The 23,013-nt window shown below is 61.9% G+C and carries 25 protein-coding genes; 15 read left to right on the top strand and 10 right to left on the bottom strand.

Annotation, left to right across the window (positions count from 1 at the left end; all coding sequences use genetic code 11):
* The first annotated feature begins 128 nt into the window (after positions 1-128).
* The 10 genes from MJ8_RS08210 (at position 129) to MJ8_RS08165 (ending at position 9,299) form a co-directional block, all read left to right on the top strand.
* Positions 129-851 (top strand): heme-binding protein, encoded by a 723-nt coding sequence (locus tag MJ8_RS08210; RefSeq protein WP_201413915.1) that lies wholly within the window; start codon positions 129-131, stop codon positions 849-851.
* Positions 852-943: 92 nt separating this feature from the next.
* Entirely contained in the window at positions 944-2,722 is a 1,779-nt protein-coding gene (locus MJ8_RS08205; protein WP_412177111.1) for a methanol/ethanol family PQQ-dependent dehydrogenase, read from the top strand.
* Positions 2,703-3,572, top strand: a complete 870-nt coding sequence (locus MJ8_RS08200) for a substrate-binding domain-containing protein (RefSeq protein ID WP_201413913.1) — start codon at positions 2,703-2,705, stop codon at positions 3,570-3,572. The genes MJ8_RS08205 and MJ8_RS08200 overlap by 20 nt, the downstream gene beginning before the upstream one ends.
* Complete coding sequence (locus MJ8_RS08195) at positions 3,569-4,099, top strand: c-type cytochrome (RefSeq protein WP_201413912.1); 531 nt, start codon at positions 3,569-3,571, stop codon at positions 4,097-4,099. Before MJ8_RS08200 ends, MJ8_RS08195 begins: the two co-directional genes overlap by 4 nt.
* Entirely contained in the window at positions 4,096-5,109 is a 1,014-nt protein-coding gene (gene coxB, locus MJ8_RS08190; RefSeq protein ID WP_201413911.1) for a cytochrome c oxidase subunit II, read from the top strand. The genes MJ8_RS08195 and coxB overlap by 4 nt, the downstream gene beginning before the upstream one ends.
* On the top strand, positions 5,106-7,082 hold the full coding sequence (ctaD, locus tag MJ8_RS08185; protein WP_201413910.1) for a cytochrome c oxidase subunit I: 1,977 nt from the start codon (positions 5,106-5,108) through the stop codon (positions 7,080-7,082). The genes coxB and ctaD overlap by 4 nt, the downstream gene beginning before the upstream one ends.
* On the top strand, positions 7,079-7,684 hold the full coding sequence (locus MJ8_RS08180; protein WP_201413909.1) for a heme-copper oxidase subunit III: 606 nt from the start codon (positions 7,079-7,081) through the stop codon (positions 7,682-7,684). Before ctaD ends, MJ8_RS08180 begins: the two co-directional genes overlap by 4 nt.
* A 1-nt stretch (position 7,685) precedes the next feature.
* Positions 7,686-8,027 carry a hypothetical protein gene (locus tag MJ8_RS08175; protein ID WP_201413908.1) on the top strand — a complete coding sequence of 114 codons (342 nt, stop codon included), beginning with the start codon at positions 7,686-7,688 and terminating at the stop codon, positions 8,025-8,027.
* Positions 8,024-8,902 carry a cytochrome c oxidase assembly protein gene (locus MJ8_RS08170; RefSeq protein WP_201413907.1) on the top strand — a complete coding sequence of 293 codons (879 nt, stop codon included), beginning with the start codon at positions 8,024-8,026 and terminating at the stop codon, positions 8,900-8,902. Before MJ8_RS08175 ends, MJ8_RS08170 begins: the two co-directional genes overlap by 4 nt.
* Positions 8,883-9,299 carry a c-type cytochrome gene (locus tag MJ8_RS08165; RefSeq protein ID WP_201413906.1) on the top strand — a complete coding sequence of 139 codons (417 nt, stop codon included), beginning with the start codon at positions 8,883-8,885 and terminating at the stop codon, positions 9,297-9,299. The genes MJ8_RS08170 and MJ8_RS08165 overlap by 20 nt, the downstream gene beginning before the upstream one ends.
* Before the next feature lie 224 nt (positions 9,300-9,523).
* Here the strand turns inward: MJ8_RS08165 and MJ8_RS08160 are convergent, their stop codons facing one another.
* The 8 genes from MJ8_RS08160 to MJ8_RS08125 form a co-directional block, all read right to left on the bottom strand.
* The gene (locus MJ8_RS08160) at positions 9,524-10,033 is read right to left on the bottom strand and encodes a ferritin-like domain-containing protein (RefSeq protein WP_201413905.1); all 510 of its coding nucleotides are present in this window, start codon (positions 10,031-10,033) and stop codon (positions 9,524-9,526) included.
* 73 nt (positions 10,034-10,106) lie between these two features.
* Positions 10,107-10,973: a DUF3618 domain-containing protein gene (locus MJ8_RS08155; protein ID WP_201413904.1), complete on the bottom strand. Its 867-nt coding sequence runs from the start codon at positions 10,971-10,973 to the stop codon at positions 10,107-10,109.
* The gene (locus tag MJ8_RS08150; protein WP_040990438.1) at positions 10,970-11,362 is read right to left on the bottom strand and encodes a phage holin family protein; all 393 of its coding nucleotides are present in this window, start codon (positions 11,360-11,362) and stop codon (positions 10,970-10,972) included. The genes MJ8_RS08155 and MJ8_RS08150 overlap by 4 nt, the downstream gene beginning before the upstream one ends.
* The gene (locus MJ8_RS08145) at positions 11,359-12,114 is read right to left on the bottom strand and encodes a hypothetical protein (RefSeq protein ID WP_201413903.1); all 756 of its coding nucleotides are present in this window, start codon (positions 12,112-12,114) and stop codon (positions 11,359-11,361) included. The genes MJ8_RS08150 and MJ8_RS08145 overlap by 4 nt, the downstream gene beginning before the upstream one ends.
* Before the next feature lie 21 nt (positions 12,115-12,135).
* A complete protein-coding gene (locus tag MJ8_RS08140; RefSeq protein WP_201413902.1) occupies positions 12,136-12,465 on the bottom strand; it encodes a PRC-barrel domain-containing protein in 330 nt (109 codons plus the stop codon).
* A 2-nt stretch (positions 12,466-12,467) separates the two neighbouring features.
* Positions 12,468-12,827 (bottom strand): hypothetical protein, encoded by a 360-nt coding sequence (locus MJ8_RS08135; RefSeq protein ID WP_201413901.1) that lies wholly within the window; start codon positions 12,825-12,827, stop codon positions 12,468-12,470.
* A complete protein-coding gene (locus MJ8_RS08130; protein WP_201413900.1) occupies positions 12,827-14,047 on the bottom strand; it encodes an NRAMP family divalent metal transporter in 1,221 nt (406 codons plus the stop codon). The genes MJ8_RS08135 and MJ8_RS08130 overlap by 1 nt, the downstream gene beginning before the upstream one ends.
* Positions 14,044-14,478 carry a hypothetical protein gene (locus MJ8_RS08125; protein WP_201413899.1) on the bottom strand — a complete coding sequence of 145 codons (435 nt, stop codon included), beginning with the start codon at positions 14,476-14,478 and terminating at the stop codon, positions 14,044-14,046. Before MJ8_RS08125 ends, MJ8_RS08130 begins: the two co-directional genes overlap by 4 nt.
* Before the next feature lie 149 nt (positions 14,479-14,627).
* Here MJ8_RS08125 and MJ8_RS08120 point away from each other — a divergent pair, with 149 nt between their 5' ends.
* Positions 14,628-16,301, top strand: coding sequence for a M20/M25/M40 family metallo-hydrolase (locus MJ8_RS08120; protein WP_201413898.1), 1,674 nt, complete (start codon positions 14,628-14,630; stop codon positions 16,299-16,301).
* Here MJ8_RS08120 and MJ8_RS08115 read toward each other — a convergent pair.
* On the bottom strand, positions 16,298-17,290 hold the full coding sequence (locus tag MJ8_RS08115) for an alpha/beta fold hydrolase (protein ID WP_201413897.1): 993 nt from the start codon (positions 17,288-17,290) through the stop codon (positions 16,298-16,300). The two genes, MJ8_RS08120 and MJ8_RS08115, sit on opposite strands and share 4 nt — an antisense overlap.
* Positions 17,291-17,671: 381 nt before the next feature.
* Complete coding sequence (locus MJ8_RS08110) at positions 17,672-17,995, bottom strand: DUF768 domain-containing protein (protein ID WP_201413896.1); 324 nt, start codon at positions 17,993-17,995, stop codon at positions 17,672-17,674.
* Between the two features lie 331 nt (positions 17,996-18,326).
* On the opposite strand from MJ8_RS08110, the gene MJ8_RS08105 reads away from it, so the two are divergent.
* The 4 genes from MJ8_RS08105 (at position 18,327) to MJ8_RS08090 (ending at position 22,883) form a co-directional block, all read left to right on the top strand.
* Positions 18,327-18,860 (top strand): DUF4142 domain-containing protein, encoded by a 534-nt coding sequence (locus tag MJ8_RS08105; protein ID WP_201413895.1) that lies wholly within the window; start codon positions 18,327-18,329, stop codon positions 18,858-18,860.
* A gap of 94 nt (positions 18,861-18,954) precedes the next feature.
* The gene (locus MJ8_RS08100) at positions 18,955-19,281 is read left to right on the top strand and encodes a low affinity iron permease family protein (RefSeq protein WP_201413894.1); all 327 of its coding nucleotides are present in this window, start codon (positions 18,955-18,957) and stop codon (positions 19,279-19,281) included.
* Between the two features lie 1,030 nt (positions 19,282-20,311).
* On the top strand, positions 20,312-21,325 hold the full coding sequence (locus tag MJ8_RS08095) for a hypothetical protein (protein ID WP_201413893.1): 1,014 nt from the start codon (positions 20,312-20,314) through the stop codon (positions 21,323-21,325).
* 58 nt (positions 21,326-21,383) lie between these two features.
* Positions 21,384-22,883 carry a hypothetical protein gene (locus MJ8_RS08090; protein WP_201413892.1) on the top strand — a complete coding sequence of 500 codons (1,500 nt, stop codon included), beginning with the start codon at positions 21,384-21,386 and terminating at the stop codon, positions 22,881-22,883.
* Positions 22,884-23,013: the final 130 nt, after the last annotated feature.

Raw genomic sequence — 23,013 nt, 5'->3', positions numbered from 1 at the left:
CCTTCCCGATATCGAGGAACAAAGCGACCGATTGTCAGTTCGGTAACATCAACAAACGTTTTCAGGTCATGGCTCATCGTCGGTTTTTGTCACTAGCTCTGGGCCTCCTTGTCCTGGCGTTTGGCTCCATGCAGCAAGGCACTGCCCGCGCGCAAGCGCCCTGTCCGGCCGATCACGACAAGCTGCTCTCGGCTTTGAAAGCCAATGTCAAGGCGAGCGGCGGGCCGGCGAATGGCGGGTTCGAAACCAATGAATGGGCGGCGATCGTCGCTCGTGACGGCACCGTCTGCGCGGTTGCCTTCAGTGGACCGACGGTTGACGCGCAATGGCCCGGCAGCCGGCTGATCGCGGCCGAGAAGGCCAACACGGCCAATGGGCTCAGCCTGGCCAACATGGCGCTTTCGACAGCCAATCTCTATGCTGGGGTCCAGCCGGGCGGGCCGCTGTTCGGCCTGCCAGCCACCAATCCGGTCAATCAGGCAGCGGCTTACGCCGGCGACCCCAAGACGTTTGGCAGCGCCAACGACCCGCTGATTGGCAAGCCGATCGGAGGCGTCGTCGTGTTCGGCGGCGGCCTGGCCCTCTATGACGGCAAGGCGATCGTCGGCGGCCTCGGCGTCAGCGGCGATTCCTCCTGCGCCGATCACAATGTCGCCTGGCGCGTTCGCGCAGCCCTCGGCTTCGACAAGGTCCCGGCGGGCGTCAATCCCAACCGCAAGGACGCCATCATCTACGATCTCGATCCCGGTGGGAAAAGCGCCTCCGGCTGGGGTCACCCGCTCTGTGCCGGCCACGAAGCCGACATTGCGGCGGAGATCGGTTCCGGCGTCGGAGGTTCGACGCCGAAATGAAGCAAGCAGCGCAACCGGCACGATCCAGCGGCGACGCTCCGCTGACCAGGCAATCGTCGGCGTCCCGAAAACATCTCGGCGTCTTTGCAGCCATGCTGCTGGCCTGCGTTCCTTTGCTGACAGCCGCTTCGGAACCGCCGCCGGCACCTGCGATCTCACCGCCTGCCGCGGCCGCGCCGCCCGATGACGGGCAATGGACGATGCCGGCCAAGAACTACGCCTCGACCCGCTACAGCGAGCTCGCGGAGATCAATGAAGGCAACGTCAAGAACCTGCAGGTCGCCTTCACCTTCTCGACCGGGGTGAACAAGGGCCAGGAAGCCGCGCCGCTGGTGGTCGGCGGCACGATGTACATCGTGAGCCCGTTTCCCAACATCGTCTACGCGCTCGACCTTTCCAAGCCCGGCGCGCCGATCAAGTGGAAATACGAGCCCAATCCGGAGCCCGCCGCGCAAGGGGTTGCTTGCTGCGACGTCGTCAACCGCGGCGCGGCCTTCGCGGACGGGCGCATCTTCTTCAACACGCTCGACGGCCACACCATCGCGCTCGATGCGAATACCGGTCAGCCGATCTGGAACGCCCATATCGGCAACATCAACATCGGCGAAACCATCACCATGGCGCCGCTTGCGGTGAAGGGCAAAGTGCTGGTCGGCAATTCTGGCGGCGAGATGGGCGTACGCGGCTGGGTCAAGGCGCTCGACGCCGGCGACGGTCATGTCGTGTGGACGGCTTACAACACCGGACCCGACAAGGACGTGCTGATCGGCCCGGATTTCAAGCCCCATTACGACATGGACAAGGGCAAGGACCTCGGCGTCACGACATGGCCGCCGGAAGCCTGGAAGATCGGCGGCGGCAATATGTGGGGCTGGATTTCCTATGATCCGGATCTCAACCTTATCTTCCACGGCACCGGCAATCCCGGCCCCTGGAATCCGGACCTGCGGCCCGGTGACAACAAATGGACGTCAGGCATCTTTGCCCGCGACCCGGACACCGGGGCCGCGAAGTGGTTCTATCAGTGGAGCCCGCACGACCTGCACGACTATGACGGCATCAACGAGCAGGTCCTGCTCGACATGAACTGGCAGGGCAAGCCGCGCAAGGTGCTGGTCCGGCCGGAACGCAACGGCTACCTCTACGTCCTCGACCGGACCACCGGCGAGGTCCTGTCCGCAAAACCCTATGGTCCCGTCAATTCCAGCAAGGGCGTCGACCTCAAGACCGGCCGCCTGATCGAAAACCCGGACAAGCAGACGGGAACCGGCAAGGTCGTCCGCGACATCTGCCCGACCGCATCGGGCCTCAAGGATTGGCAGCCTTCCGCCTTCTCGCCAAAGACCGGTCTGCTCTACATCCCCCACAACAATCTTTGCATGGACGAAGAAGGCGTCGAGGTGAATTACATCGCCGGCACGCCCTATGTCGGGATGAACGTGCGCATGATCCCCGGGCCGGGCGGCAATCGCGGCGCCTTCACGGCCTGGGATATCGCGGCGGAAAAACCAGCCTGGAGCCTCAAGGAGAACTTTCCGGTTTGGAGTGGCGCGGTGGTGACCGCCGGCGACGTTGTCTTCTATGGAACGATGGAAGGCTGGTTCAAGGCGGTGAGCGCCAAGACCGGCGAGTTGCTTTGGCAGTTCAAGACCTCGTCGGGCATTATCGGCCAGCCCATCACCTATCGCGGCCCTGACGGACACCAATATGTGGCGATCCTGTCCGGCGTCGGCGGTTGGGCCGGCGCCATCGTTTCGGGCGACCTCGACCCGCGCGATGCGACCGCCGCGCTCGGTTTCGTCAACGCGATGAAGGACCTGAAAAACGCGACCACGGCGGGAGGCACGCTTTATGTGTTCCGTCTCCCCTGATGTGCTCTGCTTGATCCACGGCGTAGCACGGAAATTCTTCCCGCGGATCGCGCTCGGCATCGCTGCGCTCGCCTTGCTGCTCTTGCCGGCGACCGCCGGCGCTCGTGAACTCAGGGTCTGCGCCGACCCGAACAATCTGCCCTTTTCCAATGCGGCCGGTCAGGGCTTCGAGAACAGGATCGCGCAAATCATTGCCGACGATCTCGGGGCCAGGCTGACCTACACCTGGTGGGCGCAGCGCCGCGGCTTCGTGCGCAACACGCTGAAGGCGGGACTTTGCGATCTCGTGCCCGGCACGCCTGCCAATCTCGAAATGCTGCGCACCACCCGGCCCTATTACCGGTCGTCCTACGTCTTCGTGACGCGCCAGGAGGGTCCGGACGTGACCTCCTTCAACGACCCGCGGTTGCGCGAGTTGCGTATCGGCGTTCAGCTCATTGGCGACGACGGCGCCAACTCGCCTCCTGTCCAGGCGCTTGGCCGCCGCGGTGTCGTCGGGCATCTCATCGGCTACCCCGTCTATGGCGATTACTCCGCTCCCAATCCTCCAGCGCGCATCGTCGAAGCGGTGGCGAGCGGCGAGATCGATCTAGCGGTGGTCTGGGGTCCGCTCGCCGGCTATTTCGCAAATAAGCAGAAGGTGCCGCTCCGGATAACGCCGGTTACGCCTCGCATCGACGGCCCCCAATTGCCGCTGATGTACGACATCTCCATGGGCGTTCGGCGCGAGGACGATGCGCTGCGCAGCGAAGTGAACAGCGCGCTCGCCCGGCACAAGGCCGAGATCGACGCGGTTCTGACGCAATATGGCGTGCCGCTTCTCGACATGGCCGGGAGCCCGTTGCGATGAAACCCGCGGCCATGCTTCTCCTGGCGATTTTAGCGGTGGCGGCCTGCCAGCGCGAGGAGCGGGACACGCGCCCGCAATCGGCGCTCGGCTCCGGCGAGCAGCCGACACCGGTGACAACTCTGGAACCCGGCGGGCAGCGGCCCTCCCCGACAGACAACAAGGCGGCGAGCTTCGAGGCCAATGCCTTTCATCTGAGCGAAGGCAAGCGCCTGTTTGGCTGGTTCAACTGCTCAGGATGCCATGCCAATGGCGGCGGCGGCATGGGCCCTGCGCTGATGGACGAAAAGTGGATCTATGGCAGCTCGATGGAAAGCATCCATGCCACGATCCGCGACGGCCGTCCGAACGGCATGCCTAGCTTCCGCGACAAGATCCCGGACGACCAGATCTGGGAGCTTGCGGCCTTCGTTCGCTCGCTGAGCGGCAACGCGCCTTCGTCCGCCGCGCCGTCGCGCAATGACGACATGATGGTTCATCCCTCGGAAAACCGCATGCCGGATGCCGCCACGCTGGGGAAGTCGCCGTGAAACGCTTGGCCTCGATTGCGTTCGCCGCGGCAATCGCCCTGTTTCTTCAGGGATGCGCAGGCTGGCAATCGGCGCTCGACCCGAAGGGCCCGGCAGCAAGCGAGCTGGCATGGCTGATCTGGTTCTTCACCGGGCTCTGCGCAGTGGTGTGGGTGCTGGTAATGGCCGCCCTTGCCGTGCCGCTGATGATGCGATCGAGAGAACGCCTGGAGCCGCTGGTGCTTGACGCCGGCGCGGACAATCGGAAGCTGCGCGTGGTGATGACCGCCGTCGGGCTGACCGCCGTGATCCTGGTCGGGCTGACCTTGCTTAGCTTCTTCGCCAATAGAACGCTTGCCGCGATCGGCTCCGACGCAGCGCTGACCATTCGCGTCACCGGCCATCAATGGTGGTGGGAAGTGCGCTACGAGGATGCCACGCCGAGCCGCATCCTGACCACGGCCAACGAGATCCATATTCCCGCCGGCGAGCCGGTGCGGCTTCTTCTCACCTCCACGGATGTGATCCACTCCTTCTGGGTCCCGAGCCTGTCCGGCAAGCTCGACCTGATCCCCGGCCATATGAATGTGCTCGATATCAAGGCCGACAAGCCCGGCGTCTACCGGGGCCAATGCGCCGAGTTCTGCGGCGCCCAGCACGCGAACATGGGCACCTTCATCATCGCCGAGCCGCGCGCAGAATTCGAGGCCTGGTGGAACGACCAGTTGCAGCCGGCCGCCGCGCCCACAAGCGACGAGGCCAAGACCGGTGAGGATCTCTTCCTGAAACGCCCCTGCGTGATGTGTCACAAGATCGGCGGCACGCCCGCGGGCGGAACCGTCGCGCCCGATCTCACCCATGTTGCCAGCAGGCAGACGCTCGCGGCCGGAACATTGACGATGAGCCGCGGCAATCTCGCTGCCTGGATAGCCGACCCGCAGGGCGTGAAGCCCGGCTCGCATATGCCGGTGGTCGATCTCAGCGGCGACGAGCTCAACGCCATCGTCGCCTATCTCGAGGGGCTGAAATGAGCAGCGCGGATCTCACAAGCGAACGCGATCTGCCACCGGAGCGCGAGGCGTCCGCCAAAGGCGATGTCGCGCCAGAGCGCGACGGACCGCGCGACACCGGCATGGATGACGCCAGCCTGCATCGCTGGCTGACGCGGACGTGGCGCACGCCCCCCGGCATCATCGGCGCGCTGTCGAGCGTCGACCATAAGGTCATCGCACGGCGCTACCTGATCACCGCCTTCCTGTTCCTGTGTCTGGGCGGGCTCAACGCCGTCGTCATGCGCATCCAGCTCTCGGGCCCGCAGCGCGGCCTGATCGGCCCGGATCTTTATAACCAGCTGTTCACGATGCACGGCGTCACCATGATGTTCCTGTTCGCCGTCCCCATCGTCCAGGCGACCGGCATCTATCTGGTGCCGTTGATGGTCGGCACCCGCAACATCGCCTTCCCCCGCCTCAATGCCTTCAGCTACTGGGTCTATGTCTCAGGAGGCCTTTTCGCCTGGGTGTCCTTCGCCCTCTCGATGGCGCCGGATGTCGGCTGGTTCGCTTATGTGCCGCTGTCCGGGCCGGAATACGGGCCCGGCAAGCGCGCCGATGTCTGGGCGCAGATGATCACCTATACCGAGGTGTCCTCGCTCGCGGTCGCCGTCGCGACCATCGTCACCATATTCAAGCAGCGTGCGCCCGGCATGTCGCTCGACAAGATCCCGCTCTACGTCTGGTCGCTGCTGGTCACGTCCTTCGTCGTCGTCTTCGCCATGCCGGCCGTGATGATCACCTCGACCTTCCTGATCCTCGACCGGCTCGTCGGCACGCACATCTTCAACCCGGCCGAAGGCGGCGACGCACTGCTGTTCCAGCACCTGTTCTGGTTCTTCGGCCATCCCGAAGTCTACATCATCTTCCTGCCGGCAACGGGCATGGTCTCCGCCATCATCCCGGCCTTCGCCCGGCGCCCGGTGTTCGGCCATCTCGGTCTGGTCCTGTCGCTGATCGCCGTCGGTTTCCTGTCGTTCGGCCTCTGGGTTCACCACATGTTCGCGACCGGGCTGCCCAAGCTCGGCGCCAGCTTCTTCACCGCGTCCAGCATGATGATCGCCATCCCCAACGGCGTTCAAATCTTCTGCTGGCTGGCGACTCTCTGGGACGGCAGGCCGGTGATCCGCACGCCGCTGCTGTTCGTCTTCGGCTTCTTCTTCATCTTCGTCATCGGCGGCCTCACCGGGGTCATGCTGGCCTCGGTGCCGCTCGACCTGCAGGTGCACGACACTTATTTCGTCGTCGCTCACTTCCACTACGTGCTGATCGGCGGCGCGGTCTTTCCGCTGCTTGGCGCGGCTTATTTCTGGTTCCCCAAGATCACGGGCCGCATGATGAGTGAGCGCCTCGGGCGCTGGCATTTCTGGCTCGCCCTGATCGGCTTCAACGCGGCTTTCTTCCCCATGCACATCGTCGGTCTCTGGGGGATGCCGCGCAGGGTCTACACCTATCCGGCCGAGCTTGGCTGGGGGAACATCAATCTCTTCATCAGCGCTGGCGCGGTGCTCTTTTTCCTGAGTTTCGTGCTGTTTGCCTTCAACCTCGTCCACAGCGCGTTGAAGGGCGCGCCGGCCGGCGACAATCCCTGGGACGCCGGCACGCTGGAATGGGCGACGTCCTCGCCGCCGCCCAGCTATAATTTCGCGCGCATTCCGGTCGTGACGAATGTCGAGCCGCTCTGGGCCGAGCGCGAGGCGCTTCCCGTTGCGACCGGCCTTCGCGTCGATGCTCGCGAACTGATCATCTCGACAGTGGCGGAGGCCCATCCCGACATCCGCGAAAAATCGGCGACGCCGTCCATCTGGCCGCTGCTGGCGGCAATCGCCGTGGGCGGCACCTTCCTCTACTCGATCTTCACGCCCTGGGCGATCGTCTGGGGCGCCGCGCCGATCGCCGTTACCCTGATCGGCTGGTTCTGGCCGAAAGGCGATCCGGAGGACGAGGAATGAACCAGCGTCCCGCCGTCGATCTTTCCGGCCTCCCGACCTTCGGACATGGTCCGCGCAGCCCGACCTGGTGGGGCACGCTTGGCTTCATGGCACTGGAAGGCACCGGCTTTGCACTGGCCGCTGGGGCCTATCTCTATCTCGCGACGCTGTGGCCTAACTGGCGTCTGAGCGCTCCGCAGCCCAACCATTGGCCGGGAACGATCGTGACGCTGCTTCTCATCATAAGCCTGGTGCCGAACCATATGCTCAACCGCTACGCCAAGGAATGCGCGATCGGGCCCGTGCGGATCGGCATGGTGGTGATGTCGCTGCTCGGCGTCGCGCCGCTCATCGTGCGCTGGTTCGAGTTTCCGGCGCTGAACGTCTATTGGGACACGAACGCCTACGGCTCGATGCTCTGGGTGCTGCTCGGTCTCCACACCACGCATCTGATCACCGATGTCGGCGACACAATCGTTCTGATGGTGCTGATGTTTACGCACCATGGCTATAGCGGCCGGCGGTTCGGCGATGTCGGCGACAATGTTTTCTACTGGGATTTCGTGGTCCTCACCTGGATCCCGATCTACCTGCTCATTTACTGGCTACCGAGGTTAGGCTGAGATGCGCGCGCTGCGGCTGGGCACGTCCTGGGGTGGTTTGTTGTCGGGGCCACTGGCCTGGGCAATCTCCACGCAGCTGAACTACGCGCTGGTGCACTGGCAGTGCAATCGCCAGGTGCAGGTCGTGCTACCGGTGGCACTGTTGCTTGCGATATTTTCGCTGCTCGGCGGCGCGCTGTCATGGCGGGCGAATCAGCAGGGCGGCGCCGCCTTCAAGCCGGAGCGCACCCGCAGCACCGAGCGTTTCGTCGCCGATCTCGGCATGCTCGCGGCGCTGCTGTTCGCCCTCGTGATCGTCATGCAGGGCAGCGCCGCGCTCATCCTCGACGAGTGCTTGCGATGAGCCTCGAAGCGTTCTTCTCGACCTCGATCTGCTATGGCGCCGGTGCGCCGGAGGCCGGATGGACATTGGCGTTTCCCATCACGCTTCCCTTGGCAGCGCTCGCGCTTATTTATGCGCTCGGCGCAAGCCGGCTATGGCGCCGCAGCGGTCGGGGCCGGCCCGAGCGGATACGCCAGGCTCTGTTGTTCGCGGCCGGCTGGGGCGTCTTGACGGGAGCGCTGGTCAGCCCGATTCATGCGCTCGGCGAACGTGTGTTCTCAGCCCATATGATCGAGCACGAGTTGCTGATGGCCGTGGCGGCGCCACTTCTTGTCGCCGCTTGCCCCGGCGCGGCTTTGATATGGGCATTGCCGGCCACCATTCGCCGACGGATCGGGAAACTGACGCACAGCAAGGTGCTGCAGGCGGTCTGGGCGTTTGCGGCTCGCCCGCTCAGCGCGACGGTGCTTCATGGAGTAGCGATCTGGGTCTGGCATATCCCCGCGCTGTTCGAGGCAGCGCTGCAGCAGGGCGTGCTGCATTATGCGCAACATGCGAGCTTCCTCGGCACTGCCTTGCTGTTCTGGTGGGCGCTTCTGCCGCGCTCTGGCCGACAGGAAACCTATGGCAGCTCCGTCATGCATCTTTTCTTCACATCGCTGCATACCGGCCTGCTCGGCGTGCTGCTGCTGGTATCGCCCAAACTCTGGTATCCGGCGAATGCGTCCGGCGCCGCGCTCTGGGGCCTGAGCCCCATCGAGGACCAGCAGCTCGCCGGGCTGGTGATGTGGGTTCCGGCCGGGCTCATCTATGGCGGAGCAGCCTTGCTGCTCGCCGGCCTCTGGATAAGCAACAGCGGAACCAGGGAGGAAACGCATGCGCTCCGACCTGGCTAGGCTTATCGGCGGCGCCCTTGCCGCGATCCTGCTGCTCGCCGCGGTCGGCACCGCGGCGGCCCTCTGGACCGACCGGCGCGATCGCGTCCGGCACGAGTCGGATGTGGCGACCGGGGGCGTGAGCGCGCGGGCCATTCCGATCATGACCGCCAATGGCTGTTCTGGCTGCCATACCATTCCCGGCGTGCCGGGCGCGCAAGGCCAGGTCGGGCCGCGCCTCGACGGCAGCCTCGCCGGCCGCGTCTATATCGGCGGCGTGCTGGCCAACAATCCGGAAAACCTGATCCGCTGGATCCGCTCGGCAAGGGAAATCAACCCCCACACCGCCATGCCGTCGACGAGGATCACCGAGCAGCAGGCGCGCGATATTGCGGCCTACCTATACGGGCTGAGATGATCGGCAGAGACCGAGGTCGCAAGCCGCGTGCAAGATCACCGCGGTTCCAGGATGAGAATGACGAATAGGCAGAGCAGGCAAGCCGCTCGTCCGCGGTTCCGTCCCGCAACTAAGTCAAAACAAGAAGATGAGGCGGTTTGCCGAACCGCTCTGGAACTCGTTGTTTTAGGCAATTCCGGGCGGAAAACGCTCACACTTCTCCTGGAACCGCTCTAATCGTCGTCTCAGCGCTTGGCGCTGTCGCTGTCTGCCTCCGCACGCGTCAGGAACGTCTGGGTGACCTGCGGAAGGTGGTCCTTCAGCCACTCGGCCATGGCTTCCTCTTCGCGCAGGTTCTGTTCGCACACGCGGGCAATCTCGGCTTCGCCCACCGCATTGGCCGCGGCGATGAGGATCGTGTAGGACGCGATTTCCATATGCTCGAACGTGTAGCTCGCGAGAGAGCCCTTCATGACCTCGTCGCCGGCGAAGACGCCGCTGATCGACTGCGCGGTTGCGGTCAGCTTGCCGCCTGCGTCCTTCAGCATGGAGGACCCTTCGTCAAGACCATCCAGGCAGGTCTTCAGCCGCCTGGCCTGCTCTTTCGTCTCTTCCAGATGGCTGCGAATTCGCTCGCTGAGTTCCGGGTAACTGTCTATCCGACTCAATTGGCCCGACAGCATCGTCTCGGCCTGTTCCTCCATCGCATGAGCGTCCCTCAACCATTGAACAAGCCATTCGCGCGATTCAGCCATTGCGGTATCTCCATCAGTTTGGCGCTCGAACCGAGGGTGGCGCGCATTGTTCCTTGAACGTATTGAAAGACGTCTACGATTTCCGGGACGACGACGGGTCGGAACCGGAGAGTTTCTCCCGCACCGATTCGTCGGTCCTGTCGGCTGCGGCTTTGACGACGCCGCCGACCTTGTCGGCCAGCGTGCCCTCGCTCGAGGCCTGCCGCCCGGCTTCGTCGCTCGCCGTCTGGTAAGCTTCGGCCGCGACTTGCTTTGCAGCGTCGAGGCCTTCTTTCAAAGTCTCTTCGGCACTCTCCCGAAGCCTCTCGCGATAAGCACCCAATCGCTCGTCCTCGAGTTCCGTATGGGGCAGCATGGCGCCGATCGCAGCTCCTATAGCGAGGCCGACGGCGGCCGCAGCGAGAGGCTGATCCTGAAGCAGATTATGCGCCGAACGGCCGGCGCTCGCCGCCAAATCGGCCGTAGCCGCCGCCGAATTGGCGAGTTTGTCTGCCGCACTGGTCGCCATGTCCGACACCGTGCCAGCTGCTTCGCTTGCCATTTCCGAAACGGTTCCGGCCGCTCCGCTGGCGGCTTCGGCAACAGAGCCTGCCGCATCCGATGCGCTCGAAGCCATTCCAGCGCCGAACGCTCCATGGCCGAAGCCAGGACCGCGCCGGGTCACACCATCGGTACCAGCCGAGGTGGCGGAAGTGCCGCTGCCCAACATCAGCCAGGCCAGGCCCGCGCCGATCACCGTCAGCGGCAACGGATTATCCCGCACCTGGGTCTTGAGGTTGTGAAGCATGTCGGAGGCCACGCCGCCTCTGAAAAGCCCGGTGAACTCGTCGAAGAGCTGCCCGGGGGTCATCTTGTCGCGAATGGAGTCGGCGGTCGCCACCACTCTTGCGCGCGTCGCTTCGGCCTCGCGTTCGAGCTCGGCTGCGGATCTCTCTGTCATCTCGCTTGTTCCTTGATCACGTTCACGTCACGCTTGAGCTGTTCCTGTGTACGGTCCGGCGCGAGCTCGGAAGGCGCCATGCTCGCCATGCCGGTCCGCAACAGGATCACGCCAAGCACGGCCACGACCACACCCACGAGCAAGGCGGACCACCCGGCGCCCAGACCAAGGCGGGCCAGGGCGATGACGAGCGCCTGCAGCAAAACCAGCAGCGCCGCGAGCAGGCATATCGCGCCGCCCAACACCTCGACGGCGCCGGCGCCGGCCTTGGTCGCGTTCTCCGAGATTTCCGCCCTTAGGAGCCTCGCCTCCGTTTGCACGAGCGTGCTCACCTGTTGCGCCAGATCGGCGACCAATGTGCCGAGACTTGGATTGTCCTGAGTGCTCATTTCTTCAGCTCCGCTGCCTTGCCCGGTATGCCGCCGTCGGAACCCCAGTTGGCTTGAGATTGATCCCGGCCGGCGCTCGTTCCCATTCCGGTTTGGCTGGGATATTCAGGCCTGGCCGCGCTCTGCGTCGGGTGGCGCGTTCCGGGCGGCGAAGCTTTTATGAATCGGCCGAGTGCCAATCCCGCCAGAACCGAGCCGGCAAGGAGCGTTCCAGGATTCTGGCGGCCGAAGGCCTGAACGTCTTCAAGCACCTGTCCGAACGGCTTCTCCTTCAACGAGGAGGACAGCCGTTCAAGCCCACTCGCGGCATCCTGCATGAATTTCGAGGCCGCGCCTTGGTCGCTGCCAGCCAGGTGATCGCTCGCGGCACGCAGGGCGCCGCCGAAGGCGGACAGGCTCGATCCGATGTCGCGCTGCGTCTGCTCGGCCCTTTCGGCGACGGCCTGCTGGGCTTCGGCGGCATAGGCTCCGGCCCTGCTTGCAACGTCGTCGCGGGCATCGTGGAGCGCTTCGCCGGCGCTTTTGGTTTCTTGCTGGATCCGGTCGGAAACTTCGTCCTTTGCCTTGGCAAAGTCGGCGGGCTCGCGGCCCCGATCATTCTCGCGCTGCATGGTGCCTCCTAGTGAAAGCCGAGGAAGGAAAGCACCGCGAGCACGACGACGATTAGACCGATGAGATAAATGACACTGTTCATGGCGCAGCCTCCTCGATGCCAGTCCGAACTTCGCGCCGGCTGCGATGTTCCCCTGCACGAGCAGCTTTTTAGCAAATTGTCATTTGCCCTCGGGCTGCGCCTTCAAGGCGGCAAGCTCCTCGTCGGGGCAGAGCAGCCTGGGGCGCGTCGGATCGGAAATATCGAGCTTGTCCCAGGGAATGCGATAAAGGCCTTCACGCCGCCGCAACGCGAAAAAGTCGAGCAGTGCAGTGCCGATGGTCGAAGCGGACAAGCGCTCGAACGCGGCGAAGATCCCGACATGGAATTCGGTGACGACGAGATCGCCGCCGTCCTGCTCGGCGATAATCTCCTCGATATAGCCGATGCTCCTGCCCTGCTCGGAAAACACGCGCCTGCCGGCAAGGTGATCGAGATGCACGGCCGCCATCCTCAAGCTCCCGGAATTCGGCCGACGACATGTTGGCGCAGCCAGTCCTGCCAGGCGAAGATCCTGGTGCGGCGCACGTCAATGTCGAATTCGATGTCGACGCCGATGTCGCGCACCTTGTTCCACACGATCCGGTGCGGCCGTGCCTGCCGCCTGCCGCTCAGTCTCGCCGCGAGTTTCGCCATCCATCGTCCCGGCGCCGGACCAAGCCGCCGCGCCAGCGCAATCGAGCCAAGTTCAACGGCGATGACCCTTGGTGGCTTGCCCGGCCTCAGCTCGGCGACGATGCTGTCCACCTTACCGATCTTGACCTGTTCGCGATCGACAACCTGCTTGTCCAGAATATCGCGCAGCAGCTGCATCAGGTGCCTCCGAATATCTGCAGCGGAATGGTCACCACGGCCAGCACGAAGCCGAGCGCGATGACGAAGATCACGGCCGCATTGGAGACCACGCCGTTACGGTGCTCGCCGACATAGCGGTCGTCATTCAGCAGGAAAAGAAATGGCACGACGGTCAGCGGCAGGCTGGCCGCTGTCAGCGCCATCGAGAAGATGGTGAGCTTCAACGGATCGAGACCGAGCGCAATCGGAACGGCTGCGAGGAAGAGCGTCAGCGTGTAGACCAGACTAAAACCGGGATCGTCGCGAGGCCTGAGATCCTCTCCCCAGGTCCAGCCGAACCCTTGTGCGACGAGATAGGCCTGCTGCAAAGCCACTTCCAGCGCGGCGCCAAAGCAGGCGATGGCCAGCGAAGCCACGAAAAGGACGAAGCCCCAGAAGCCGAATATCGGGATCAGCATCAATGGCAGCTGGTTATAGTCGTCCACTTCGGTGACGCCATGGGCGCCAAGCACGAGCGCGGCCACGATCAGAACGCCCACGGAGATCGTGCCACCAAAACTCATGCCGAGCCCGGCAATCGCCCGATTGGTGCCGAGATAGCTCTTGTCCCACTGATCCTCGATCGCGCCCGAGGAATAGAACATGAAGAGGTAAGGCGAGATCGAGGCGCCGAGAATGCTGACGGCCATGAACCAGTATTTTGCCGTGTCATGGTGCGGCAGACTGGGCACGGTGCCAACTGCCACCTCTTTCCATTCGGGCCGGAGCATCACGGCAGCGACGACGAAGCAGAGGGTGACGAGACCAAGCATCGACACCCCCTTCTCGATGAGACCGAACGTGCCTTTCCACAGCAGCAGCCACGCCAGGAATGCGACCGGCAAGGCCCACCATCGGAAGCTGATCCCCGTTGCAAGCTCGGCGGCAACGGCAACACCGCCGATCTCGGCGGAAAGCACCAGGAAGTTGACCAGCAGGGTCGCGAGCAGCGGCCAGATGAACGCGTTGAAGCCGAACCGTTCGCGGATGCCGTCAGCGATGGTGTGATGGCTGACCGCAGCGAAGCGGCCCGCCATTTCGACCAGAAAGATGATGCAGATCGTGCCGAGCACCACCGCCCAGATGAGCTGGAAACCGAACAGCGCGCCGGCCTGTGCCGCCGTCGCCATCGACCCGACCTCAAGGAAGCCGCCCACGCTGGTGACGACACCGAGCGAGATCTCGAGCAGCTTCTTCATCGGCCCGGCGAGAAATATTGTCGATAGGCTGTAGCGAGGTCGGCTTGCGCGACGCGAAGCTCCTGTTGCGCCTGGCCGGCCTGGGCATGCTGTTCGGCCTCGACCGCGCTCTTGGCCCGCTTTGCCGCGTCCGACAATCGGCTGAGAGCCTCCGCCACCGCGTCCCGCCTTGCCTTGTCGGACGGCGACGCCGATTCCACCTGCCGGCCGGCGTCGGCGAGCGTCTCGGCAAAGGATTGCAAGGCGGAGGATGCGTAGCGTGAGGGCGCGGCGCCGGCGAGCCAGGCATCATTCACCAGCACTGCCGCCTGGGCCGTCGAGGCAGCAAGCTTCGATTGCTGCTCCACGGTTTCGGACGAGGAGCAGGAGGCGACCGCCAACGCCAGCAGGGCCAGAAAGGCCCGGCTCGGCCGGACAACGGTGCGCAACATCTTCCCCTCGTTGCAATCGCTTGAAATCACGATGATAAAGCTCGCAGCAACGGGAAAGTTCCTCGGTACTCGGGATCCGGAGCATCGAAGCTGGCCGGTTTCCGTTCCCGGACATGGCTTCGCGAGCTTTCAACTTTGTCGGGACGATCATGAACCGCGAGCTTGCCAAGACATTGCCTGAGCGCGCCAGAAGCTGGGCAATCGCGCTCACCGAACAGAAGAGCGTCACCGGCACGCAGGGCGAAGCTTCGTTCGGTCCATGGCTGGCGGCGCAGCTGCGGGAAGATCCCGCCTTCCGCCGTGCCGATATCTGGACGATCGAGGTCGAGCCTGGAGACGGCCGGCATTGCGTGGCGATGCTGCTGCGCGGGACTGGCCGCTCGACCGTGCTTTTGACCGGTCACTACGACACGGTGGCCACGCGCGACTATGGAGAGCTGGAAGAGCTGGCCACGCGGCCTGAAGCCTTGACGCGCGCCTTGCGCAATTCCTTGGCGGACACCGATACGCCGGCCGCCCGCCTGGCCCGCGCTGATCTGGAAAGCGGCGAGTATCTGGCCGGGCGCGGCTTGCTGGACATGAAGGCCGGTCTCGCCGCCGGGTTGGCGGTATGCGCGGATTTCGCTGAAACCGCCAATGCCGCGGGCAACCTGTTGTTCATCGCGGTGCCGGATGAAGAGAACAATTCAGCCGGCGCCCGCAAGGCGGCCCAGGCGCTGCCCGGCATCTATGAGCAGCACGGCCTCGATCTTGTCGCGGCAGTCAATCTCGACGCGATTGCCGATGACGGCGACGGCTCGAAAGGGCGTATCATCGCGCTCGGGACAGTCGGCAAACTGCTTCCGACCGCTTATGTGGCTGGCGTTCCGACACATAGCGGTTTCCCGCTGAACGGCATCAACGCGGCGGCACTCGCCTCTTCCATCGCCGCGCATGTCGAATGGGCAACCGAGCTGACCGACCATTGCGGCTCCTTGCCCGGTACCCCGCCCAGCCTGCTCGGCATTCGCGACGGAAAGGCCGGCTATGACGTCACGACGCCCGCAACCGCTTTCGCCACGTTCAATGTGCTGAGTTATCACCGCACACCGGATGAAGTACTCGACCGCTTCGACCGGCTCTGTGCGGAAGCCGTATCGAACCTACTGGGCGAACTCAAACGCCGAAGCCAGGCTCAGGGCGGTATCGAAAATCTCGCAAATGCCGTCCCGCTCTACCGGTTCGAGACGCTTGTCAGGCGTCTTGGCGCAGGGGATAAGGACAGGCTCGATGCGTACTCCGCCTCGATCGCTGACGGCGATCTTCCACTGCCGGAGAAATGCCGGCTGATCACTGAGGAAGCCTGGGGGCTGAGCCGCCTCCCCGGTCCGGCGATCGTCACCGGTTTTGGCTCGATACCCTATCTTCCAACGAATCTTTCCGGCACGCCGGCGGCTGCGCGACTAAAAACGGTGGCCATGCAAATTGCGCGCGACTCGGCCGAGCGGTATGGCACCACCATCGCTTGCGCCGATTATTTCGCCGGAATCTCGGACATGAGCTTTTTCGGCGAGGCAGCCGAGTCCTCGCTCGATATCGTTGCCCGCAACACGCCTGCCTGGAACCACAGCGTACGCTGGCCGATGCGACAGGGTCTCGCCAACGTGCCGACGATCAATATCGGTCCATGGGGACGCGATTACCACACGCCGCTTGAAAGATTGCATTTGGGCTACGCGTTCGAGGTCCTGCCACAAGCCATCCGGGACTTATGCGCTGGCCTGCTGCGGCCGTCCGGTTCCCGGCCGGATGGCTCGTTGCAAGGAGACGCCGGCGTGTCTTAGGGACCGGAGAGTCGAATAGAAGTCTCAGAAACCGGGGCGGCAACGCTCGCGAGAGCGTCAATCTTGTCGATCATCGCCATAACCGCCTGCGGTTTGCTTTGATGCACCATATGTCCGGCGTCCCGGACGATATCGACCAGCGAGTGGTCTATCTCGGCGTGCAGCCGTAGCGCCTCGGCCTTGGCATCGAACAACTGATCGCCGGCGCCGGCAACTATCCCGACAGGAATGGCGATGTCGGCATATCGACGATTTGGCAACAGTGCCGAGGCAAGCATCAGGAACGACTCCGCAGAGATGGACCGCAGCTGCGAGGGGCGGCTCGCCAACCCCCTTGTCATTGACGCAAAAGGCGTCGCGACAACTGCCGGGTGGAATATCTTCTCCATCGCCCAGCGCCAGTTCAGCCTGACCAACGAAGGCAGTATGGCGTGACGCAAAACCATCCCGACCAGCGGGATAGCCGGCAGCGCCGCGATGGCAAGCGCCAGCCTTGGCGGCGGATAATGATAGCCAGCGACAACGACGACACCGGCGACGGATCGGGGATACCGACGCGCCATCTCGAGAGCAACGGCGGCTCCCCATGAGTGCCCGACAACCAAATAGGGCTCGATGCCGAGTTTCGCGGCCGCGTCGTGGATGAGGTCGGCCTGAGCACCGGCGGCCCAAGGTCGTATGCGGGCGGGGCGTGGGCTCAGGCCGAAGCCGGGCCTGTCGAAGGAAAGCACGCGATATCTGGCGGCGGCTCTCCCGAAGATGCCGCTTGTCGTAAAGTCTTCCGCCGAAGCGCCGTTGCCGTGCAGGAGCAGCAATGGTTGCCCACGGCCCGCTTCCAGGAAATGGAGCTTCGTCCCGCGGACGTGGACAAAGCGCCCGGGCGGGCGCGCAGCCAACGCCCGCCTCGCAAGAAGATTGTTGTAGAGCGCCAGCACGATTGTTGCGGCCGCTAGCAGCAGAAGCAGGTTTCGACCGGGCTTTGCTGTCATGGTAAGGAGCGGTGATGGAAACAGGCGGCATTTCCAGCGGTGGCAGCGCGGCTCGCTATCAGGCCGATCCTTTCTGAGGCAGTTCCGTCTCTTCCTCGACCTGATCGCGCAACGCCTGTCGCCCGCACTTTCGATCTTCGGCATCAGGCGAGCGCTTTTGCCGATTCAACTCGCGATCCACCGTCTTGCGCGATCCTTCCGCGGGGTCCTGGTCCGGCAATGTCTCTGTTTGCCGCTTCGCCTGACCGCTTGATCCGGACGCGGCAGGATCACTCTTTCCGGGGGACTTTGTCATCGTATCCTCTGTTCGATCGCATGGCTGCCGTGGATGAATCGGGAGCCAAACCTTTGGCGTCAGCCTTTGTTCCGTGCGGCTGACCCTCACCGCAGACGCTCGGCCTCGTCCGGCGTCTCATTCTCTGGCTCGGAATCCTCCAGGGCGTCGATAACCGGTGCCAGCGAATTCTCCTCATCGGAATTCGGGGCCGTCTCCCCATTCTCTTTCCCGGTTCTATCAAGGGCGCGTTGGATGGCGTCTTCGATGTTGCCGACCTCCTGCTCCCGCACTTCGCGGCCGTAGCCGGCGGCGTCGGCGTCCTGCTCGAACTGCTGCGCCAGCATCGGAACGCTGATTTCGGTGTCGGCAGGCAAATTGCCGACATTCTCCTCCAGCCAACTGCGCAGGAATTCCTTCGTCGCATTCATGGGCATCTCCTTGCAGCGAGATAACCGGGCCCTGGCGCCGACGTTCCCGCTAATCCGAGACCGCGAAGAACGAGCGGATCGATGGATGGTTGGAGCCCGAACATCCCGCGAGATTGAGGGAGCCGGTCGATGGCAGATCGCTCAGCGCGGGCGAGCTTTACCGGCGGGCGACGCAAAATCGCTACACCCACGCTCCCGAAGCACTCAACCACGGAGACGGCGTTCTGCGTAGATCAGGAGACGTGGAACATTCCCTGGGGTTATAGGCCTGTTTGGTGCAGGGAACAAACCAGCTTGTCTTCGGTTGGGAAGCCACAACGGAGACAAATCGATGAAAACGTTCGCTCTGACGGCCGCAGCGGTTATGCTTGCATTGCCGGCCATGGCCCAATCGACTTCGACCACGGAAAAGACCGGCGTGAATTCAGTTCTGGGCGTTGCCCCGTCGACGCAGGATTTCGTTACCGAAGCAGCCACCAGCGACATGTTCGAGATCGAGTCCAGCAAGCTGGCGCTCGAACGGTCCGACGATGCGACGAAGGCGTTTGCCAAGCAGATGGTTGCCGACCACGAGAAGACCACGGCCGATCTCAAGGGCCTCGTGACCAGCGGAAAGGTGAAGGCCACGCTTCCGACGGCCATGACCGACAAGCAGCAGTCGACACTCAACGATCTGAAGGCGCTGCAGGGCAATGACTTCACCAAGCAGTACCACTCCGATCAGGTCGATGCGCACAAGGATGCGGTCGATCTCTTCAAGCGCTACAGCGAGGGTGGGGAACAGGCCGATCTGAAGGCATGGGCAGGGACGACATTGCCGCATCTGCAGCACCATCTGGACATGGCCAACGGACTTAACAAGTAAGCCTACCCTGGCTCGGCGGCGCGCAGGGAGGCATCGCACCTCGCGTCGCCAACCGCCTGGCGGGAACCCGCATTGCTCTCAGCCGTTCGCAGGCATGGCGACATTGCAGCTCCGAGAAACACTGACCAAGGTCGGCACGTTGACGTCCCGGCCAGCGGCCTTTTTGATTCTGGGCGGCTACACTGTTTGTTGGCTTGTCCTTGAACGGGAAACGCTTGACTGGCACGGCGCCGCGACGCTGATCACCTGGGCAATGACGCTGCTTATCCAAAGGGCCGAGCATCGCGACACTCAAGCCCTCCAGGCGAAACTCGATGAGCTGATCAAGGCGAACGATAAGGCTCGCAACGAGATCGCCGAAGTGGACGACAAAGAGCCGGAAGAAATCGAGGAAATGCGAGGCTCCGGAGAACGAAGCTGACGGACCGCGCAGGCACCCTGCCGAGCCCGGTCCCTTCCTGGAACAGCGGCCATGTGTCCAGACGATCCCAGGCCTGACGCTCGAAACGGTTTATCAGCGATGAGCCAAAATCATTCCCACTCGATGATCAACTCAATCCATACGACGTTGATTCTGTTGTGATTCCTATACGTACCTACAGCTTCATGCCGTCATAAATACCGTCAGGCTGCCAAGCAGTTGAAATGGGTTGAACAATGTGGCCGCTGTCGCCGTATGCACATTCTTGACAACATCGTTTCAGACGACCACCCTCGGAAGCCCTTCCTTTGGCGCCGAAATTGCCGATAAGCCGGACGGATCCAAACGGCGCCCTTTTAACGAAGCACCGACATCACATCTCGCGTGGCGCGTTGGGCAAAGTAAAGTGCGATCTGGGACTTCACTCATAATGTGCTAGTGGAGTGAGCGAGGCCGATTGCTGTTTTAGTCTAGGACCGAAACAGCACCGTAACGTGCACCATCAGGCGCCCATCGGAAAGCTCGATGCAGACGCGGTTGCTAACTACCAGGGCAGGTGGGACTCACCCGAGGTTGCTCGCTCACGGCAGGGCAGACAACGAGGTGCTTCCACAGCCCGCGTCAAACATAAACATTGGATCCGTCTAAGAGGGCGAGGCTGAGTTTCCTAAAAGCTAATCTGACGTAGTATCAGGACGGAGCTTTGTCGCCTGGTCCAGCCCATTCCGGATACCCAAGGGCCGTGCGCCTCAAGTAGCGCAGTGATACCCGTCACGGACACTGAAGTCTCAGGTTTCCAGCTTCCACAATGACCTTAGGGCCGCGATCAGACAGAGTTCGCCCCGCCTTGGACTCCGGGGCCACCAATGTCCGAATCGTCATTTCATCGCCAATGGCCAAAGCTCCTCGCCCCCCAAGTCTTGGGGTCCAAGCCAGATTCACGCTTGACTCACGAGATAGTATTAATGATATATTTCTCGGAGCTAAAATTTGCGCCCCCTCACGTTCCACTGGTGGAATGGGGATTGCTATGGCAATGCGATTTCCTGGTCTTACCCTTTCCGCCGCCATAACATTAATGTTGTGTGGCGCGGCGCTTGTTTCTTCAAGCTTAATTAGCTCTTCGTCCACCTTCGCAGACGACTTAGCTACCCGTGATACATTCTGGCGTAATAACGCATTCTTGTGTGCGGGCTCCTCTATTCTTTTCCCTTCTAAGGAAGTTAAGGGACATCCACAAGATTGCGACGACGGCGACATGACGTTGTTTAACGGATTGCTGTGCTCGGCGGGCGAAGCTGCAGGGTGCGATGCCGTTGCTCTTTCACAAAGTGCAGATGGGCGTTGGTGGCGTTCACCTCGTCGCATCGGCATGGAGGCTACACGGTACGACGTATCGTTTTCCCCGGATCAATCATTGGGCGTGCTTCTATACGTCCTTCGCACCGGTGACAAAGTGAGATTTTCGCACTGGCTTAGTTGGATCGAATCGCATCGCCCCTGCCTCACCAAAATCGGAGGCAAGTGCTTCCAGTATGGCTGGCTCCGTTTCTGCTCTGACGACGTCGACAAGCGCTGCACACTTCGCCCGGCCGACTGTGTTCGGCTTGAGGCGGTAGCACAGACAATAGGCGTCGATGGCTCTCTTTGCCGACGAACGATGCGAGAATTGGGGCTTCCTACCGATATTTTGCGACCTCTTGGTGATTTTCTATTGGGAGCGGCAGCGGTAAACGACCCGGGGTATCCACAACATCTCGTTGGAGTGGACATTCTTTTAGCGAGAAAACTTGGGGTTGATCCTAGCAAAGTAAACCAGGCTGCGGCCATTCTAACCGCTAGAACCAACGATAATCCCTTTTTCCAGTATTTGAACGTCGGAGCAACAGCCGGCGTGAGAGCGGCCGTACTCTCGACGTGCCCCGCACCGGAACGCCCCTCCGGCAACCGTTTCCAATGGACTTGGGAACGGGTGGCAAGACCCGACGCATGGGTCGACAGCATGTATTGGGAATGCATTTTTCTTGGCGATCTCCTACGGTGACCTCGGTCAATTGGCCACGGAACTGCAACAACTTTAACGCACCAGCGAGGACTTAACGATGAAACTTCCGCGTAGACAGGTATTGGGCCTCGCAGGTGGCGCTGCCGCACTGCCCTTTTTGTCTCATGTAAGTGACGCGCAAACTTCGTCAGCTGATGATCAAACTGTGAAGGCGTTTAAAGACAGCATCGATCTGCAAAACGCTCGCTTGCAAGCGATCTTAAACGCCGATGTTGAACAACAACGCTCCCTATCGATATCTCCATTGCTGGATTTGCCAGGCTCTGGCGAGCTAATCGATCGATCCTGGCAGGTTTACGCCGAAGCCATACGGGCAAAATTCACAGGAAGTGAAAAATGGGCGAACCTTCAACTAGTGACGATCCCGGAGCCCGTCCGGTGGGATGATCCAGATTATTCCGACTACTACTTGTATGCAGCTGGAAACGATATGCCGCTAATTGGCGTCTCCCGCCGACCGTCGGCCGCGAGCTTTGCCGATTCGTATTCGGCCTTTATACGAGATATAGCGGCGCCCGTCGTTGACGAAGGTGCAGCCAAAAAGGCGCGAGATGCGCTAGAAGCGGCAGATTCGGCCCAGCAGGCGCACTTCAAATTGCTGCAAAGGTATTCAAACCGCTGGGACGTCTACGACGCTTGGCAGAAAAGGCACTTTCCAAATAATCCCAGCAAATGGCTCACCATGGATGAGTGGTACGCCAAGTACGCCAATGCGGCGTTGGACGCTGACACAGGAGTAATAAATACCAGTTACGCTCAGGCCTATTATTGGCTTCAGAAGGCTTATGCTGGCCAAGAAACGTTAATTAAAGATATTCTATTGAGGTTTAACGCCTTCGCAAAGAAAAGGATCAAGACGCCGAAAGCGTCGGATGCCTTGCCTGATCAGATGAAAGAAATATACCCATATGAGATAAATGCCAGTTTTCCAGATTGGCTGCGGGATGCGAAGGCCAACAAACTGGCAAATACAACTTTTGAGATTACAGCTAAATCAGATACGTACGACTATAGCAAAACGGAGATTGCTGGCGCTGTTGGAATTGGATTTGGATTCTTTGGCATTATAGCGGGTGGCCAACGCATCACAATACACATTGACACCACTCATGAGGCATATTTCCTTGGGTTCGATGCCCAAGTAGCGATGTTCGAATTCTCGCCTGGAGACTGGTTTAATCCAATAGCCTTGAAAAATTATCGGCAAGGACCATTTGCATCAGGCTCTCAGATGGAAAGGCTTTCCAAAACGACCGGTATTTTTGGACCTGACGGCGTCCTTAACTTCCGGGCCGCTCGATACATAGTGGCCTATAAGCCTAGAGTGACAGTGAGGTTTCAACAGAGTGACTATCATTATTTCTATGAACAGACTCGTGGTGCCGCAGGATTTTTCATAGGTCCGTTTGTAGTAGGAGTTGGTGGTTATTATAAAGAGGAAACCCACATCAAATGGGACAGCAACGACGCTTCCCTCACAATATACGATGGCCCAGACATACCTCAACTTCTCGCGGTTGATTGCGATGTGCTCTGAGGTTGCCGGGTACGAGCCCCGGGCCGTCCGATCGTGATATTCGAGATAAAGGCTCTGTAGTTCACTTTGCGCGCGTCAAAGCCGATCTGCATATCGGCTGCTCAACAGTTAGTTTCGCGGCCGCAAACAT

Source organism: Mesorhizobium sp. J8 (genome assembly GCF_016591715.1).
GTDB lineage: Bacteria > Pseudomonadota > Alphaproteobacteria > Rhizobiales > Rhizobiaceae > Mesorhizobium.
This window is presented reverse-complemented; position numbering and strand designations above follow the sequence as displayed.